Consider the following 15,722-nt stretch of genomic DNA (forward strand, 5'->3'; position numbering starts at 1 on the left):
ATCCTGAACCCGCCGGACCGACGACCGGCGGCGCACGCAGCCCACCGTCCAGCGCGGTCCTACGAGCGGCCATGTCGGCCTGTTCGGCACTACGCTGGGCGGCGCGATCGGTGGACAGGCGCGCCGCTTCGGCATCCGGATTGATCGTGTTGACGCGGATGCGTTCGACGTCGCCCACGCCCGCCAGCCGGTTCAACGGCACGTAATCCGTCCGAAACACCAGTTCGACGCCGCTGCTCAGGTTGAGATCGGCGTGCGAGCTCTCGGTCGTCTGGGTCCGGTCGGTCGACACGTAGCCGATCGTGCTCTGCACATTGGCCTCCGCACCCCAGGGCCCGAAGCGCGCGCCCCCGCTCACGCCCACCGTGTTGCGCGTGTCGAACTGCGAGCCGCGGTCGTTGGCGGCGACGCTGCTCGCGTCGATATGGAAATTCATCGCGGCGTTGAGCCGCCCGCTCTCGATGACGATGCGCTGCAAACCCATCTGCACCATCGTCGCGAGCAACTGCTGGCGGTTGCGGGCCAGCACCTGCTGGGCGAGCGGCACCAGGCGCTCGGGATCGGCGGCCGTCACCGCGTCGCCCGGCCCCAATCCCAGCGCGGTGCGCAGCGCCGCTTCCGCCGGCGGGGTCGAGCCCGCGCGCAACGCCAGCCGGGTCGACGCATCGCGCTCGGCCTGCAGTTCCTGCTGGCGCTGGCGGCGCTCGTCCGGCGGCAGGCCCGCCAGTTCGTCGGCGTCGTCGGCGGCCTCGTCGTCGCCGGTGACCTCGTAGGCGGTGGGGAAATGCTCGGCCAGCCACTGCCGCGCGCCGGCGATGCCGACGTTGCTGTCCGCGAAGCCTTCGGTGGTCTGCGCGACATTGCGGATCAGGTCGACGAACGCGGTCAGCTGCTGCTGGTTCGAATCGTTCATCGCCTTGAAGACGCCCGTGATCAGCTCGGTCACGAAGCGCGGGAACGACACCGCGTTGAGCACGGCCCGGGTGGTGCCGGCCATCCGGTCGATGGCGGTGCCCGAATACGCCGAGCCCGCGTCCTGCGCGACGGCCAGCGCGGTGCCGGGACGCGCCGCGAGCTCGTCATGATCGACCGCGAGCGAGCCGATCCGTGCCAGTCCGGACGCGAGATCGCGGCGCATGGCCGGATCGAGTGCGCCGAAGCCCTGCTGCGCCGACAGCAGTTCACGGAGACGGTGGCGAACGTCGGGCCGCGGCACCGCCGAACGCGCAAGGTGGGCGGTTGCCGTCATTTCGGCGGCTCCGCCGCGCATCGCGCGTCCCGCGTCCGGCGACACGTGACACGCGGCCGGACGGGCAACGGCACGTCCGCCGCCGTCGGCACCCGGGTTCTGCCGCCCGTCTCGCGACGGCCTGAGCGACGCGGTTCCATGTCAGCTTCCGAGCGCCGCCCACGGGTTCGACGGCGCGGCCGGGCGCGCGGCCGGCGGCACGGCGCGGCCGTCGTCCGGGACGGAAGACACCTGGCCGTCGGGTTTCTCGCCGAGGCTGAGCGTCGCCTCGATCCAGTCGGCGGCGGAGGCGATCACCGGATTGTCGGTGCGCAGCAGCGGCGACGCGCCGCCCAGCGCATCCGCGACGTCCGCCAGCCATGCGATCACGGTCATCCCGGCTTTGCCGCGCCGGACATAGGCGGCAGGCTGAGCCGGCGGCAGCCGCGAAAGCCGGCCGATGCCGGCCACCACGCCCCAGATGTCGCGCGCGGCGAAGCCGTGACGCAGGTCGACATGGCCGAGGATCGCGAACGCGTCCCTGAGCATGCCGACGATCTCGCCGGCCATGAACGCGGTCACGCCGGTACAGGCGGCGCCGAGATTCTGCGCGAGCGCGCGCGCGGCGTTGCGGACTCGCGCCTGGCGCCCGGGATCCCCGCCCGGGTCGGCACCGGGCGTCTCGTCGAGCTTGTAGAGCGCCTCGCAAAGCACGAGCATGCATTCCTCGAACTGGACGTTGCGCTCGGCATCCGCGGCCGCCGGGCCGTACGCGGTGCCGAACAACCGTGCATAGAACGCCGCGCGCTCGCCGGCCGCGAGCTTCTCGGCGCGGTGACGCCACCAGTTGGCGACCAGCGGCTCCGCGCCGCCGAGATCGACGCCGACGGCGCCGCTCGCCGACAGGCCGGCGAGCGCCTCGACCGCAGGGATCACGCCCGCGGGCTCGAGGTCGGCCGCCAGATAGAGCGACGCGAGCGCCCGCAGCTGCGCCTTGTCGACGCGCGCGGCAACGGGATCGGGAATCGCAATGTCGCCGAGCTCGTCGAGCGCGAACGCGAGGCCGTGCGCGGTCGCGCGCTCGACGAGCCGCTCCCCCGACCGGATGGCCGCCGCGAGCCCGGCATCCGCCGGCGGGACGATAAGCATGCGCGCCATGATTCAGTGCTGCCCGGCAGGCACGCCGGCGGCGGGGGCCGGCTTGTTGGGGTTGTACGGCGTCGAGTTGCCCTGGATCACCGACATCATCTCGGGCGTCGCCATCTTGTCGAGCGGCAGGTAGTCGCTCTTGAAGTTGACGCGGACCTCGCCCGACAGCTTCGCCTTCACCTCGGCCTTCGATTCGCTCGTGTCGTCGAGCGCCGACCCGACCGTGGCCACGTGTTCCTGCTGCCCCTCGAACGCGGCGTCGGCCGAATACGGCGTGTACCAGCTGCCGTAATGGGCATTGAGCGATTCCTTGTACTTCTGGCTCTCGCGGTCGTGCATCGACGCGGTGTAGGTGCGTTTCGCCGTGTCGCTGGCACGCATGTCGAACACCACCTTGGCGTTGATCGACCCATCGGTGACGACGATGCGGTTGATGCCGAGCATGACCATCGACGACAGCAGCTGCTGGCGCTGCTTCGCCATCTGCAGCCGCGCCGCGGTGACGAGGCGCAGTTCCGACTTGTCGTCGGACAGGTCGGTCACGGGCGGATCGAGGTTGTAGTTCCGGCTGATCTCGGCCAGCCGCTGCTGCGCGTTGTCGCCCTGCGCGACCAGCCGCGTCGGGGCCGCCGCCGCGGCCGCGCCGGCGCTGTCCGCGTCGAACGCGTCGGCGCCGTCCTGCGCCTGCACCGACAGCACGTCGGGGAACGAATCGGCGAGATAGTCGCGGCCGGCGCCCTCGCTGATGTTGTCGCTCATGAACTGGGCGGTGGTCTTGGCGACATTGGCGATCAGCTCGCCATACGCGCGCATCTGCTCGATCGAGCTTTCGACGATCGCCTGGAACACGTTCTTGATCAGGCCTCCTACGAATTTCGGGAAATCGACCTTCTGCACCATCTGGCCGAACTGCTCGACGCCCTGCTTCACCGCGCCGGCCTGGAAGTCCTTGCCGGCGAAGCCGGGATCCTGCGCGAGCTGGCGCTTGGTCGCGGTGACGGGATCGTCGGCCAGCGCCGCGGCGGCCGGCGCCGGACCCGGCTGCGCGAGCGGGTGCGCGAGGCCGGTGGGCGGCAGTTCGCCGTTCGCCTCGCGCTCGGCAATCTCGGCATGCACGCCGTTCGGGTCGGCCAGGTAGGCGAGCACCCGCACCGTATCGGCGGCGATGCGGCGGCGCTCGTCGTCGGGCAGGTCGAGGAATGACGGAATCGCGGTCAGCAGGCGGCGCACCTCGGGCCGCGTCGCGTCGAACGCGGCGGCGCTCGTGGGCGGCCGCACCGGGTGGAGTGCGTCGGGGGGAGCGGGCAGGCGCATGGCTCAGTTTCCCCTGGCCGCAGCCGGCGCCGGCGCGGCGGCCGGCGCCGCCGCCGGGGCTGAAGCCGCAGCGGGGGCGGACGCGGCCGGCGGCGTTTTCGGGCTGGGCAGCACGTTCGGATCGGCGGGCGTCGCGTTGCCGGTGATGGTGGCGATCATCTGCGGCGTCGCCATCTTGTCGAGCGGCAGGTAGTCGCTCTTGAAATTGACGTCGACCGCGCCGGACAGCTGGATCTTCGTCTGCATCGCCGCGTTGCTGGTTTCCGACGCGGCCGTCGACGCGGTGATGATCGGCTTGTTCTCGTATTCGTAGTCGCCCTTCGCGTAGTAGTCGGCGCTGTACTGGCGGCCGTTGTCCTTGTCGTTGCTGGAGTCGTACTTGCCGCCGCGATCGTAGGTGCCCTTGCCGGCGTAGGTCGACTGGACGTTGCCGTCCTTGTCGCGGGCGAGGTCGACCGCGGTGGCGCTGCGTTGCTTCGAAAGCGTGTCCTGCGCGCGCACGTCGTAGATGATCTTCGCGGAGATCTTGCCGTCGGTGACGACGATGCGGTTGATGCCCATCAGCACGATCGACGCCAGCATCTGCTGGCGCTGCTTGGCGAGCTGCATCTTGAAGCGGTTGACGATCGCCAGCTCGGAGGCCTCGTCCGACAGGTCGAAGGTATCGCCGTCGCCCATCTGCAGGCGCGCACGCACGGTCTTCGACGCTTCGTCCGGGTCGACCCCGTCGCGCACCTGCACGCGCGGGCTCGGCGTGTCGCCGCTGTCGTCCATGCCGATCTCGAACAGGTCGGGAAACTGGCCGACCATATGATCGCGCGCCTGGTTCTCGGTCACGTGTTCGTCGGCGAACTGGCCGAGCGATTTCGCCACCTGCGCGATCATTTCCTGATACGCCTTCATCTGCTCGATCGAGCTGTGCGTGATCGACTGGAACACGCCGCTGATCAGGCTCGCGACGAAGGTGGGGAACTTGACCTGGTTCAGCAGCTCGCCCGCGACCGCCGCGCCCTCGTGCGCGGCCGCCGCGGTGAATTTGGACTTGCCGATGCTGTCGACGGCCTGGTTGTGCGTCGAGAAATCCGCCTCGTGCGCGGAATGATCCGTGTTGTCGTCGAGCGCGCGCGCCGGCGCGGTGCCCACCCCGCCCGGAATCTCGTGGCCGGCGAACCCTTCGGGCCGCGCGAGGTAATCGGCGATCAACGCGGTGTTGCGCGCGATGTCGCGGCGATCGGCGTCGGGCATCGCGTTGAACGCCTGCGACCGGGTCAACATCTGCGCGACGCCGTGGCGCACTTCGTCGGCGGGCACCGGCGGCGTGTGCCGCGGAGCGGCCGCCGCGGCGCGCGGCGGCGGCGGCGCGATCGGCGTGGAACGGGCAGCTTGCGGGAACATGGCGACCTCGCGGGAAACGCGTGACGAAGCGATTCGGATTCAGTTGGCCTGGGCGGGCGCGTCCACCGGCAGTTCGAACTCGATGGGGCGCAGGTAGAGACTCACGCGTGCCGGGCAGGCCGCGTCCGTACGCAGGCTGATGATCGAGAAGCGGCCCGGCCAGTGCGCGTCCTCCGGCGTGAACGCGCCCATCCAGCGCTCGAGCGCCTGCAATCCGCGCGGACGCTCGGCGAGCCCCATCGTCAGCAGGCTGAGGAACGCGGGCGGCACGTCGGGGATCGCCGACAGCAGCACGTAGAGCTCGAAATCCGGCCCGTCCGGGCCGAGCCCGAACGCGAGCAGCGCGCCGTGCGGCGGCAGGTCGAAGCGCCCGCCGAGCACCAGCCCCAGGAGCTGCATGATGCCGGGAAGCCGATGGCCGATACCGAGCGCATCCATGACCGGCTGCAGATCGGCGAGCCGCAGCGCGCGGGTGCACGCGAACGTGAGCCGCTGGCCGCCGAGATCGCGCTGGGCCGCCATCGTGGTGAAGAGCGGCTTGAGCCCCGGCACCATCTGCAGCGCGGCCTGGACGATGCCGGCCAGGTCGCGGGGCAGGTTCTCGATCGTGCCGGCGTCGCCGGGCAGCTCGTAGTACACCTTGGACGCATAGAGCCCGTCGCGGTCGTAGCTGGAGCCGAAGAACGCGCCGTAGTCGAGGTTGCCGCCCGGCCGCGCGAAGCCCCGGAACGGCTCGCTCGCCTGGTCGAACCAGTGCAGCGCCTCGCGGCCGATGAAATCGCGGATCAGCTTGCGCATTTCGCGGGTCGACTCGTCGCGCCGGTCGATCGCCGACGCCTCCGGCGGCAACGGCTCGATCGTGAAGCGCAGCTTGCCCGGCTGGCTTTCCGAGAAGCTGGGCTCGAACGGCACCGCCATCGGCATCAGCGCGTTGTCGCGGAACCGCAGATCGTCGGCGCCGTCGCCGAACGTGCGCAGGAACAGGTCGCGCGACGGCGCGAATGGATCGGCGGTACCGAGGCTTCGCGCGGCGCTTTTCAGGCGGCGTTCGACCCGGGCGACGACCGGTTCGCGGATTGAGGTCAGGGGCATGGCTCGGCTCCGGCAGGGTTCGAAAATGGCGCAGCGGACGCGACGCCGCTTCAGTGCGGACGGTTCGAGTAGTAGCTCGCGCCGTTGTGCGTGCCGACACCGTAGCCCGCCTTCACCGGCACGCCCGCGCCGAGGCCGATGCCGGCGCCGATGTCGCCGACGCCGTCCAGCATCTCGCGCGCCATCGCCGGGATCGGCACCGGCTTCGAGGTCATCTGCGGCGCCTCGCGCGGCTGCGAGAACTGCTCGATCTGCGTATCGGTGGTCGCGGTATCGGCCAGCCACAGCTCGCATGCGTTGATCAGGTCGTAGTCGGTCGGGTCGACGGTCGACTTGTGGTTCGACGAGACGTCCGGGTTGGCGATCTGGTCGATGCTGAGCAGCGGGCCGGTCGCCTTGTTGACGCGATCGACGTTGTTGGCCAGCCACGCGGTGATGATCGTGCCGCAGGTCGCGAGCGTGCGATAGCGCGAGCTGGTGCGCGCGCCGCCCAGGTCGTAGGTCGCGACCTGGTCGATCACCTGCCACATGTCCTTCGCGCCGTAGCAGCCGCGTATCTCGGGGTCCTGCAGCAGGTCGATCATGAACTTGACCTGCGACTGGATCTCGCGCGCCGCGTAATGCGCCATGCCGTAGCCGTGCAGCGACAGGTTGCCGGCGAGATCGCGGGCGGCCTTGCGCACCTGCTGGTGGTTGATCGGGTTCGGCACGCTCGCGCGCAGCAGCGAGTCGACCTCGGTCTGTCGCACGAACGACGACACCGACGACACGAAGCGGATCCACAGGTCGTTGAACTCGCGATTGCCGGCCGTGTTCGGATCGCCGCCCGGCACGCCGAGCGTGATGGCCGCGAAGTTCTTGCGCTCCTGCTCGGAGATGCGGTTCGGCGTTTCGCGCCAGTAGCGATAGAGCAGCTTGCCGGCATTGCCCGGGCCGATCGGCAGCGTGCCGTGCTGGAACTGCTCGACGATGCGGTCGACCACCTGGAACACCTTGAGTTCGTCGAACATCGCGGCGACGATCATCGGGCCCATCACGCGCACGTTGTCGGCGACGATGTTCGCGTCCTCCAGATCCTCGAGGTTCGGCAGGTCGATGCCGAGATCGGCGATCGCGTCCTCGCCGCCGATGTTCTGGACGGTGTTCAGCTCCTCGTTGATGCGGCGGCGCAATTGCGGCTCGTCGGCCTGGATCTTGCGGGCCTGCAGGCCGCGCATCACGCGCGCGAATTCGGTGGTGACCACGCCCGGCTGCTCGCCGCCGCGGCCGTCGGGATCGCCCTCGATGCACAGCAGCGCCAGCACCCGCTGCGCGAGCCCACCGTACGAATTGGCCTCGCCCACCGCCGCGAAGAACTGGCGGGTAAAGGCGTTCATCAGCACGTTGTCGCCGTCCGGCACGGTCTTGCCGCCGTCGACCTTCACGGGCGGCGGCGTGGCCCCGTCCACCGCGAGGATGCCCAGCACCAGCGCGACGAGCGTGATCGACACGGCCTCCGGGTCCGAGCCGTTCGCGCCATTGGCGCCATTGGTGCCATTGGCACCGTTGGCGCCGCTCACGTCGCCCGCGTCGAACACCAGCTGGCCGTTGACTTCGGACAGCAACGGCGGATTCACCAGCGACTTGCTGGCGAGCAGTTCGCGGGTGGCGACGAACAGCGGATCGCACACCTGCGGCACGCCGTCGGACGGCTTCGTGTCGTAGACGACCGCGAGGATGGCCTTGCACAGCGCGAGCTGCTCCCGCTCGGCGGCGACCGGCGGCCGCTTCAGCGACTCGAGCCGGTTGACGATATCGACCAGCCCGTCGCGTGCCCGGGTCTCGAGGTCGACGAGGTCGAGGAAGCGGACTTGATTGTTGACATGAAACATTTAACTTCTCCTTGAAATCCGGTCGGTTCGGGGGAGTGAGCGGGATCCCGTGCGCCAGTCAGCCGTCGTCGGCACGGCCGTCCTTGCCCGTGCAACCGTCGTCGCCCGCCGCTTCGTACGCGTCGATGCGGCCGGACAGCGCCTGCAGCGCCGCCGCCGCGTCGAGAATGCCGGCGCCGCAGCCGTCGGCCGCGCCGGGCGCGAACGGGCGCGCGGTGGCGACGACCAGGTCGCGTACCGTCGCGCAGTCGAGCGGATAGGCGCGGCGCTGCGCGTACGCGACGAGCAGCGCCGCGGCGCCTGCGACGAACGGCGCGGCGAAACTGGTGCCGGTCGCGAGCTGATAGGCCTCGATCGCGCTCGTCAGCACCCGTTCGCCCGGGGCGCACAGCGCGACGTGCGGGCCGCGCGTCGAGAACGGGGTCGGCCGGCCGTCGTCGCCGACGGCGCCGACCGCGATCACCTGCGGATAGGCGGCGGGCCAGTAGCGGGTCACGGCGCCGTTGTTGCCGCTCGCGGCCACGAGAATGCAGCCGCGCGCGGCGGCATACGCGACCGTGTCGGCATGCGGTTTCGGACGATTCGCGGCGATCGTCGCGTCGTCGGTGCCGAAGCTCATGTTGATCACCTTCGCGCCGAGGTCGACCGCGAGCTTGAGCGCGCGATCGAGGTCGGCGATCGCGCCGAGCCCGATCGCATGCGCCTTGCCCGGCAGGCGGGCGGCCGCCAGCGCGCGCATCGGCAGGATGCGGCAGTCGCCGCCGAGCCCGCGCGGCATCGCCACGCCCTCGGCGGCGATGATGCCCGCGCAGCCCATGCCGTGACCGACGAAGCGGTCCTCGGGAAAATCGCCGCGATGACCATGACCGCTCAGCAGCTGCACGCCGGGCGACAAGTCACCGGGCTCGAGCCGCACCGTATCGGCGCCCGCGCGGAAGGCATGCGCGAATTCGGGATGCTGGCGCGCGATGCCGCTGTCGATCAGACCGACCGTGACGCCGCTGTCGCCCGGCTCGATCGCGTGTGCGTCGGCCATGCGCACCAGCGCGCGCGCATCCTGCGCAACCCGCGCGGCCGGCGGCACGGGCGCCAAGCGGCCGGGCGCGTCCATCGGGACCGTCGCCACGTAGTTGGGCGTCACGCTTTCCACGGTCGCGAGCTGGGCGAGCGAGTCGCACAGCGCGCCGATCGGCGTGCCCGCCGGCACGCGCAGCAGCAGCGTGCGGGCCATGCCGGTCGTCTGTTCGATCGCGTCGTAGCCGAGGTGCGCATGCCCGGGCACCCAGCGCCCGGCCGCCGCGCTGAACGGGCGCACCGCGAGAAAGCGGCCGGCGAACGCAACCACGATGCGGTCGACCGGGCCGCCGTCGATGCATTGCGCGGCGGCCAGCGCGCCGCGCGTCACGTCGCGGATCGACGGCACGTGCTCGGGCGCTTCGCCGAGCGCCAGCTTGACGAGCAGGCTGGTCGGCAGGCTGAACTGACGCTCGCCGGGCGATGCCCACGGCGTGCCGAGTGCATGGATCGTCATGGCCGCGCCTCCTCCTGGCCGGGCACGGCGGCCAGGGTCATGGGCCTGGCCGCGGGCGCCGGCGGCGGCGCGAATGCGCTCAGGTCGAACGCCAGCGCGGCGGCATGGCGGCTCGTCGGCGAGACGGCGAGTTCGCCGGCCCACTGGTCGCGGCCCGGTGCGAGCAGCAGCTCGTCGTCCGCCGATTGCAGCACCGCGACCGGGCGATTGCCGATCCGCACCAGCGGCGCGTGCGTGCCGTTGACGAGATTGCGCCCGATCACGCGCAGCAGCGGCGCCGCATCGGGCTGCGCGTCGGTGGCGGGCGCCACCGGTTCGATCCGCTCGACGCTCGGCGCGGACGCCCGGTCGAGCGCCCGGCGCAGCCGGTCCACGGACAGGTTGGTGACGCGGCCGATCGCATGCACCATGTCGCGCTGCTCGGCCTGCCGAAATTGCCGGACCGTGCGCACGCCGGCCCATTCCAGACGCTTGCGGTCTTCGGCCGAGAGCTCGTCGCCCAGCGCGTCGAGCGGCTGGTCCTTGCTGTCCTCGGACAGCGCGATCGCGTTCTCCTCGATCGCCGGCCGCGTGATGGTCGTGAAGACGAGATGGAACGTGCTGCTGTCGGTGTCGCCCGGGCCGGCGGGACGAATCCACACCTCGCTTTCGACGAATTCGACATGGGCGCGCAGATCGAGGTTGACGTCCTTGATCGCGAAGGTCAGCGGCAGGTTGAGGTTGCGCGCCTTGATCGCCATCGCCGCCTGCGCGTTGTCGAGCTGGCTCTGCACGGCCTGGATGAAATCCTCGAGGCGCAGGCTGGCGTTGCTGTTCATCGCACCGCTCCGTCGATCGGCACGGCTTCGAGGACGATCGCGAGCCGCGCCGGCTCCGCATCGAAGGCCGTGCGGGTCAGGAACTGCGGCAGGTCGCCGACCAGCTCGATGCCGTCGGCGCCCCGCGCGACGCGCAGGTCGAGCGGCAGTTCCATCGCCATCGAGCGCACCCGCAGCCCTTGCGCCGCGCCCGCGGCCAGCTGTCCGGCAACGTCGGCGAACGCGCCCAGCGTCTCGCCCAGCGGCCGCGGCGCGATCATGTGGGTTCTCCTCGTGCGGGTGCGGGTGCCGCCGGCGCCGATGAAGCCGATGAAGCCGACGAAGCCGATGAGGCCGACGCGGCCGACGGGGCGGCGGACGCTGCCGGCACCGCCGGCACGGCGGCGGGCGCCTGCGTCGCGGCGGGAACGGGCGCCGCCACCGGCGCCGCGGGCTGGGCGGCCGGCGGCGCGATCCGCGCCGCCGGCCGGCTGTGCCGCTCCAGCAGATTGCGCGACGCCTCGTCGACGAAACGGTCGAGCGGCAGCGTCTCCGATGCGAAATTGATGCTCACCTTTCCGGTCAGCGTCGCCTTGAGATCGGTGTCGGTTTGCGCATTGACCGCAACGGTCGAGACCGTGGTGACGACATCGCCCGACGTTCCCCGTCCGCCCCAGGTCGTCTGCCCCGACGACGGGTCGTTCGACGTCGCATACTGCACGGCGGCGCGGTCGCGCGCCTTGGCCTGGAAATTGAGGCTCGCCGCGATCGTCCCGTCCTTGACCACGACCCGCTGCATGCCCAGCAGCACCATCGTCGACAGCGTCGACAACCGGTGCTGCGCGACGCGCTCGCGGGCGCGGGGCAGCACCACCGATTCGAGCGTCTGGGTATCGAACGCGCCGTCGGCCGCACCGAAATCGGCGAGCCACGCGGGCGCGGGAGCCGCATCGTCGTCGCCGGGCCGGACGACCGGCGCGAGGCGGTAATCGCCGCCGTCCTGCGTCAGCGTCACGTCGTGCGGATACTGCTCGACCAGCCACGCGCGCGCCTGCCCGTCGGTCACGTTCTCCTGCGTGAACTGGTCCAGCGGCTTGGCCACCGCGCCGACCAGGTCGGCGAAACTCTCGACCTGCTTGATCGAGCTGTCGACGATCGCGTCGTAGGTGCCATGCACGAGGCTCGCGACGAAGGTCGGAAAGTCGATCGCATCGGCCAGCGCCGCCGCACGCCGGCCGATGGCGTCCGTCGCCTTCTCCTTCGGAGGCGCCGACCCGCCCGGGGCCGCGGGCACCGCGCCGCCGGCCGGCATCGCTTGCGGCAATGCGCCGTCCTGCCTGCCCGGGTCGCCCGATCCGGACCCGTCGACGATCTCGCGGCCGAACGCGTCGCGAGCAAGAGCCACCGCGGGCGTGAGCGCGCCGCGGGGTGGCGGAGGGGGAATGTGGCGGGCCATCGCGCGTGTCCCTCGGGGTCAGGCGGGTTGCAGTTCGCGCGGCGCCGGCTGCGTGCCGCTGGCCGGAAGCGGCGGCGCGCCGTCGGCGCCGTGCACGATCTGGAAGCGGCCGTCGCCGTTCAGCGTCACCTCCGTCACGCCAACCTGGTCCTCCTCGCCGGCATGCCGGAACGTGGTGGCGATGCGCAGCTTGACGCTCGCCCGTTCGGCGGTGCCGGAACCGTGGCCGATATCCGCGCGCACGAACGCGCTCCAGCCGTCGAGCATCTGGCCGTGGTCCGCGGCAATCGTCACGTCGCCGACCGCGCCGCCCTGCCACGCCCAGTCGATCGACACCGGCGCCGACGTGCGGCCGCTCGGCCCGTCGATATACGGCCAGTCGTCGAGGGTGATGCGTTGGCCGGCCATGCGCGGCTGCCCGGCGCCGCCCGCCAGCGCGTTGGCGGGCTGGACCAGCCCGGCCAGCTGCGCGAGATCGTAGCTGCGCCCGTCGCGGCTCTCGGTGCGCCGGGTCAGGCTCACGCCGAAGCCGAACTCGCCGCCCGCTGCCGGCGGCTCGACGCCGAGCGCGTAGCCCGCGCCCGCCGCGCTGCCGCGATTGATCGTGTGGCCGAACGTGCCGCCCGAATGCATCAGCTGGATCACGCCGATGCCGGCCGCCGCCTCGTATTCCGACACGAAATCCTCGTAGGTCATGATGTAGCGGCTGCCGGTCGAGTGGGTCGGCGGCAGGGTCCGCGCACCGGGATGGCCCGGCGTGCCGACCACGCGGTCCAGCGGATCGGTGATCCGCACGAAATACGCGTCGCCGCTGCGATACATGCCCGTCACCACCACCGCATGGAAGAAGTTGACCGGCGCGCGCACGACTTCGGCGACCCAGATCGGCCCGTTCGCCTCCAGCAGCCGCCGAAAGCCTTCGGGCGTGAAGCACGCATTGGGTTCGACCGTGAGCGTCGACACCCCGGCGAACCCCGCCACCTCGGCCGGCGCCAGGCCATCGCGCATCTGGCGCTCGAGGCTGATGCAGCGCGCGAGCAGCGTCGGGTCGACGCTCTGGTTGTCGCGCCAGCCGATCACCATCGACGCGGCCGTCGCCCAGCAGCCCATGTCGGTGGGCTGCGGGGTCAGTTGCACCTCGTCCCAGTTCACCGACCAGTCGTCGGCGCCCAGCGCGCGCGCGGCTCCCGCGGCGACCGACAGCGCCTGGCTCGTGCCGAAGAAGCCGCGGCTCGGGATCGGCGCCTTCAGATGGCCGACATACGCGAGCGTTCCGGGGGCCATCGTGCCGGTCGACAGGCTGGCGAGATCGCCCGGCGGCACCCAGTGCGGCGGCACGCTGACGATCGGCCTGCCCGCGTCCTGGAACGACTGGGCGACCAGCTGCGAGCAGAAGAAGTTGTCGGTGTCGGCGCCTTCGCCGAGCTCGATGCGGCCGACGAAGCGGCGGCAGCGCTCCGCCGCGTCGCCCGACAGCAGGTCGCACGCGTGGCGGTCGATCAGGTAGCTGCCGCAGCGGACCAGCCCGACGTAGTTGAAACCGCGATCGAGGTAGCGCGCGGCGGCATCGGCAACCTGCTGCCGCTGCGTATCGGTCAGGCCCGGCACCCGGAACGCGACCGCGAGGCGCGCGTCGGCCAGCGCGTCCGCGAGCGGGCGCAACTGGACCCCGCCGGGAATCGCCTCGATCACCTGCCCGCCCTGGCCGACGTAGAGCATCGCGTGGCTGACCTCCGCACCCGAGCCGGCACGAATGACGCCGGAGCCGGGATTGCCGGTGGTGCTGAGAATGATGTCGCCGATCTCCAGCGCGTCGGTGCCGATCGACAGGCCGCCGACGCCGGGATCGAGCGGAATGTCGTCGCCGAGGCCGCGCGCGGCGAGGCCCAGCGCCTGGCCGGCCGACTGCGGCTGGCAGGTGCGGCTGGTGACCAGCCGCATGAAGTAGTCCCAGTCCCAGTTGCCGTCGGGGCACGCGGTATGGCCGGTCGAGGTGTCGGCCTCGCGATGGCCCATGATCGTCGTGCGATTGATCGGCAGCTGATACTTGTCGCACAGCGACGCGACCAGCGCCGCCGAGGTTTCGTACTGGAGCTGAGTCGGCGCCAGCGCATCGAAATGCTGGACGGTGCCGTTGCGACGCGGGTAGTCGGCGCCGCCGCGCTTCACCGCGATGTGTTCGATGCCGATGCTGCGCTGGTTCGAGCCCTTGCAGTGCCACGCCGTGTCGGCCTCGGAGACGAACTGGACGACTTCGCCCTCCTGCCCGACCAGGTAATGCGAACTCACCTTCGACGACGCATTGGTGAAGGTATTCACCACCTGCTGGACGGTGGGGACGTCGGCGATGTGGATGATGATGCGGTCGATCGTCTTGCTGCCGCGCCCCTCGTCGAAATTCGGGCTGGCGGCCGTGCGCGTGACGAGACTGTTCTCGCGCGCGCCCAGCGCCAGCGCGCTGGCCGTCGCGGACGGCTCGGCGGCCGCATCGTCGTCGCTGTACGGCGGCGTATCGATGCCGTAGGCCTCCGGGTCGGCGCTCAGGCCGCGCGACCACGCGAGCGACGACGACGACGAGGTGGCGATCGTGCCCGCCGCGGCGCGCGAGACGCCGACGAAGACGCTCACCGGGCTGCCGACGCTGACGCCGGCCGACAGCGTGACGCCGACGAATTCGCCGCGGGCGTTGAACAGCGCCGAGATGCCGCCGGCCGGGGCTTCGCCGATCATCACGCCGACCGTCGTGCCGGTGCCCGCGAAATCGTCGATATGGCCGCGCAGCAGGCTGATCTGGCCGGTGAGGCTCGCCGACACGATGTAGCCGAAGTCGAGTTCGCCCGACACGAAGACGCCGATGTCGTCGCCATTGGCGTCGAAGATGAGGCCGACCGCGCCCGCGCCCCCGGATTCCAGGCCGGCGCCCGCACCCGCGCCGATCGAGACCGACAGGCCGTTGCGCATCGCGACCGGCAGCAGCAGCATCAGCGACGCGGTGGCCGGATTCGCGCTCAGTATCGCGCGCAGCGCGGCCCGCTCGACGGTCGAGAGCTTGCGCGGCCGCGGCCAGGTGAAGCCGCGGCGTTCGCCCGCGAGGCGGAACCCGGCATCGTCGCTCATCCCCTGCGACACGGGTGCCGGTGCGATGGCGGGTGCCGGTGCGACGGCGGATGCCGGTGCGACGGCGGATGCCGGTGCGATGGCGGATGCCGGGCGCGCGGCCGGAGCCGACGCCGACGCCGATGCCGGCGCGGCGGGCGTCGCGGCGCCCGGCGTTGCGGCATTGAGCGGCGGAAGCGGACCGAAGCCGTCGTCGTAATGAACGTCGTGGTGCGGCGCAGCGCCCTCGACGGCCGGCTGCGGCGCGGCGGGGGCGGCGCCCGGCGCGCCCGGTGCGCTCGGCGCCGGCACGGCGGTCGCGCCCGGCCGCGTGGCGTCGCCCGCCCAGTTCAACAGCGGACTCCTGACGGCGGCGGTGCCGCGCGTCGGAAACACGCGAACCCGGCGCAATCCCCGGTCGCTGAGCCCCGACAGCGACACATACGGACTGTCGGCATTCGGCAGGACGTCGACCGTCCACGCATCGGCAGCGGGCGACGCCGCGGTGGCGAGGCCGAACCACAGCCGGCTCGCGCCCGCGAAGCGCGCCAGCACGGCAGGCGGCACCATGAACACCGCTTCGCCACGCGGGATCGCCAGCAGGCCGTCCTCGCGGCTGGTATAGAACGTCGACGACGTGCGCCCGTCCTTGCGCGTGAACAGTGCAGGATCGGTGGCGATCACCAGTTCCGCGACGCACGGCGCGTGGCCGACGCGAATCGTGAAGCCCAGCATCGGGAAACGGTCGGTCAGGACCATGCGGTTGGGATGGAGTTGCGCTGCCATGTCGTGT

11 protein-coding genes are annotated in these 15,722 nt (G+C 71.4%); all 11 read right to left on the bottom strand.

Annotated elements, in window-relative coordinates; genetic code table 11:
* Positions 1-1,249 (bottom strand): hypothetical protein (locus tag U4Z31_RS33705; protein ID WP_321812652.1); only part of this gene is annotated, 1,249 nt, incomplete at its 3' end.
* A 141-nt stretch (positions 1,250-1,390) separates the two neighbouring features.
* Positions 1,391-2,386, bottom strand: coding sequence for a hypothetical protein (locus U4Z31_RS33710; protein ID WP_321812653.1), 996 nt, complete (start codon positions 2,384-2,386; stop codon positions 1,391-1,393).
* A gap of 3 nt (positions 2,387-2,389) precedes the next feature.
* Positions 2,390-3,691, bottom strand: coding sequence for a hypothetical protein (locus U4Z31_RS33715; protein WP_124487342.1), 1,302 nt, complete (start codon positions 3,689-3,691; stop codon positions 2,390-2,392).
* Positions 3,692-3,694: 3 nt separating this feature from the next.
* Positions 3,695-5,086, bottom strand: coding sequence for a hypothetical protein (locus tag U4Z31_RS33720; protein WP_124487343.1), 1,392 nt, complete (start codon positions 5,084-5,086; stop codon positions 3,695-3,697).
* A 39-nt stretch (positions 5,087-5,125) separates the two neighbouring features.
* On the bottom strand, positions 5,126-6,178 hold the full coding sequence (locus U4Z31_RS33725; protein ID WP_124487344.1) for a hypothetical protein: 1,053 nt from the start codon (positions 6,176-6,178) through the stop codon (positions 5,126-5,128).
* Positions 6,179-6,228: 50 nt separating this feature from the next.
* A complete protein-coding gene (locus tag U4Z31_RS33730) occupies positions 6,229-8,049 on the bottom strand; it encodes a hypothetical protein (RefSeq protein WP_321812654.1) in 1,821 nt (606 codons plus the stop codon).
* Positions 8,050-8,107: 58 nt separating this feature from the next.
* Complete coding sequence (locus U4Z31_RS33735) at positions 8,108-9,580, bottom strand: S8 family peptidase (protein ID WP_321812655.1); 1,473 nt, start codon at positions 9,578-9,580, stop codon at positions 8,108-8,110.
* Positions 9,577-10,398, bottom strand: a complete 822-nt coding sequence (locus U4Z31_RS33740) for a hypothetical protein (RefSeq protein WP_044844334.1) — start codon at positions 10,396-10,398, stop codon at positions 9,577-9,579. Before U4Z31_RS33740 ends, U4Z31_RS33735 begins: the two co-directional genes overlap by 4 nt.
* A complete protein-coding gene (locus U4Z31_RS33745) occupies positions 10,395-10,658 on the bottom strand; it encodes a hypothetical protein (RefSeq protein ID WP_321812656.1) in 264 nt (87 codons plus the stop codon). Before U4Z31_RS33745 ends, U4Z31_RS33740 begins: the two co-directional genes overlap by 4 nt.
* Complete coding sequence (locus tag U4Z31_RS33750; protein ID WP_321812657.1) at positions 10,655-11,833, bottom strand: hypothetical protein; 1,179 nt, start codon at positions 11,831-11,833, stop codon at positions 10,655-10,657. Before U4Z31_RS33750 ends, U4Z31_RS33745 begins: the two co-directional genes overlap by 4 nt.
* Before the next feature lie 18 nt (positions 11,834-11,851).
* Positions 11,852-15,715: an N-acetylmuramoyl-L-alanine amidase gene (locus U4Z31_RS33755; RefSeq protein ID WP_321812658.1), complete on the bottom strand. Its 3,864-nt coding sequence runs from the start codon at positions 15,713-15,715 to the stop codon at positions 11,852-11,854.
* Positions 15,716-15,722: the final 7 nt, after the last annotated feature.

The organism is Burkholderia sp. BCC1985 (assembly GCF_905339915.1).
GTDB lineage: Bacteria > Pseudomonadota > Gammaproteobacteria > Burkholderiales > Burkholderiaceae > Burkholderia.